Genomic DNA, 2,812 nt, shown 5'->3' on the forward strand with positions numbered 1-2,812 from the left:
TTACGTGATGCCTTCGGTGAGTCCCCCAGCGACTGGCGGCGCGGCGCCTAAGCCTTGCTTTCACCCCCCTGCCGAGAGCACCTGCCGTCGTCAGCACCGGCGCCAACGTCAGTTCGTGATCAGATCCGCGTGGTGAACTGCGGCGACGTTCGGGTGGGCCCGGAGCCGGTAGCGAAGAGCGTTGTCTCCGTAGGTTTCCAGGATCGGGCTGTTGGTCGGGTCAACGGACAGTCCGCGGGCCTTGGACTGAAACTCCGGGCTCACCGCAAGCTTCGGCATGGTCGCGTCCAGCGCAGGGTTGTAGAAGAACGGCAGAGAGATCCTGTCAGTGCCGCGCAGGGGCGAGATCACGCGGTGCAGAGTCGCCTTTAGATAGCCGTTTGTGGCCAGTTCGAGCATCTCGCCGATGTTGACCACGAATGTTCCGGGCACCTGAGGTGCGTCGATCCACTTCCCCTGATACTCGACCTGGAGTCCGCCCTTTCCGGGCTCGACCAGAAGGAGCGTCAGGACGCCGCCGTCGCGGTGGGACCCGACGCCCTGCTTGGGCTCCGGATTGGACTCCCCCGGATAACGCACAACCTTAAGCAGGGGAAAAGCCCGTGCGGCAAAAGCGGCGTCGAAGGTGTCCTCGGGCGCTCCCAGGGACACGGCAAGCGCCCGCAGGAGAGCGAGGGAAATGGCGCTCAGCCGCTCGGTCCACTCGGAGACAATCGCCCGCATTTCGGGCAGTGCATCCGGCCATAGGTTGGCCCCCTCCAGGCGCCAGTAGTCAGCGACGCCGGCACCCGGCTCCACAGCGTCACGCTCGACGCCGATATCGATCTGCTCGCGCCAGTCCACCGCCCCGTCCGTGAGTTCGCCGCCGACGCGGGTGTAGCCGCGGAACTGCGGGCTGTGGACGTTTTCGACGGAGAGCTTCTGTTCCTCGGACAGTTCGAAGAAGCGGCGTGCGACGTCGAGCATGTCGTCAACGAGCTTCTGCGGGATGCCATGGCCCGCCAGATAAAGGAACCCGACTTCATGCATGGCGTTACGCAGCTCGTCCCGAAACTGGGAGGCCTCCTCAGGCCCTGCATTCAATCGGGAGAAGTCCAGGACGGGCAATGATTCGAGTGACAATGCGGACTAGTCCTTTACAGCGAACTTGGCAAGCCGAAGCCTCTATTAGTTTCAATGTTACGGACGGAGCGACAGCGATGAGGATAAACGTGTCGAAATAAGACATCCGGAGCAGGACGGCGCCCTGGGCAGGGCCCGCCGTCAGGCAGTGACCCCTGCGCGCGCGGCCCTGCGCTCCACGGCAATTTCCACCAGCACACCGGCCGTAAACACAATGGGTACGGTCAGCAGCAGGCCCACGGCCGTTTCGGCACTGCCGCCGATCAGAGCGGTGAAGTTGACGATGACGAGGGACAGGACCCAGCCAAGCAGCAGGGTGGCGAGCACCGGTGCCACCGCGGTCTGCCAGAGCTGGCCGGACACCCTTTCCCGCCGGAAGTAGGCGACGACGGCCAGCGAGCAGAGCATGTACAGCACCAGGAGCGCGGCCACGGCCAGCCCGCTGAACCAGGAAAAGAGGGTGAGGACAGGATCCAGGGACAGCACCGCGAACGGCGCCACGAGCAGGAAGGCGACCACGGTCTGGATCCGCGCAGCGACGGCGGGCGCCTTGTGCCGGTTGGTCCGGGCCACTCCGCGGGGCATCGACCCGCGCAGGGCCAGCGAATGGAGGTAGCGGTTGATGCCGTTGTGGAAGGCGATGATGCCGGCCAGCAGGGAGGTCACGAGCAGCATGCCGGTGACCGTTCCGGCCCACGGCCCGAACAGCTCCACCATCGGCGTCAGCACGAACGCGGTGGAATCGCCCGATTCGAGGGCCGCGCCCGCGGCGTCGATGACGTGCGAGGGTCCGTAGTAGCTGACCAGCATCCAGGAAATGAAGGAGAAGAAGACCGCGATGACGACTACCGAAAGGTACGTGGCCCGGGCGACCGTGCGGTGGGCGTCCTTGGCCTCGGCCGAGTAGATGGCCGTTGATTCGAAGCCGAACATGGAGGCGACGGCGAACATGATGGCAACGCCCGGGGCGCCTGCGCCGATCGCCGCGGGAGAGAAGGACGCCGCCAGGCTGATCCCCTCCGGCCCGCCGCCCCGCAACAGCACGGTGAAGCCGAACATGAGCAGGATGGCGACCTCCAGACCCACGAGCACCGCCAGGACCCGCGCCCCGAGTTCGATGTTGAGGGAGCCCAGCACCTGCACGCCCGCCATGGTGATGGCGGCCAGAAGCCACCAAGGGACCACCATCCCGGCAGATCCGAGAAGGCCCGAGAACGCCGCGCCGTACAGCCCATACATCGCGGCCTGGACCGTGCTGTACGCGAGGAGCGCGAGCCACGCCGCTCCCGCGCCGACCTTCCGTCCGAAGGCGGCGGTGACATAAGCGTAGAAGGCGCCGTTGGCCTGGATCTTCCGGCTCATGGCCACGAAGCCGACCGCGAAGATCACGATGACGATGCCCACCACCAGATACGCGCCGGGCGCGCCGGCGCCGTTGCCGAGCGCTGCGGCCAGGGGTGATGCCCCGACGATTCCGGTCAACGGCGCCTGGGCTGACAAAACAAAGAAGAGAATGCCCATGACGCCGACGCTGCCGGCACGCAGCGCGGTGGAGTGCTCCGTGCGGGGGCTGGATTCTGCGGTCCGGGAATCTGAATTTGAAATACTCATCGGATCCTTCTTAACGGTCATGAGTCTGGGAGATGGGGTGCGTTGCACCGTGAAATCCAGCATGGCAGGTGGCGCCCGT

At 65.6% G+C, this 2,812-nt stretch carries 2 protein-coding genes; both read right to left on the reverse strand.

The genetic code is table 11. The features are described from left to right. Positions 1-108 precede the first annotated feature (108 nt). Positions 109-1,122, reverse strand: coding sequence for an isopenicillin N synthase family oxygenase (locus tag LQV45_RS24135; RefSeq protein ID WP_230009156.1), 1,014 nt, complete (start codon positions 1,120-1,122; stop codon positions 109-111). Between the two features lie 141 nt (positions 1,123-1,263). Beyond that, positions 1,264-2,733 carry an APC family permease gene (locus LQV45_RS24140; protein ID WP_230009157.1) on the reverse strand — a complete coding sequence of 490 codons (1,470 nt, stop codon included), beginning with the start codon at positions 2,731-2,733 and terminating at the stop codon, positions 1,264-1,266. Between the last annotated feature and the right edge of the window lie 79 nt (positions 2,734-2,812).

This window comes from Microbacterium sp. Bi128 (assembly GCF_918698205.1).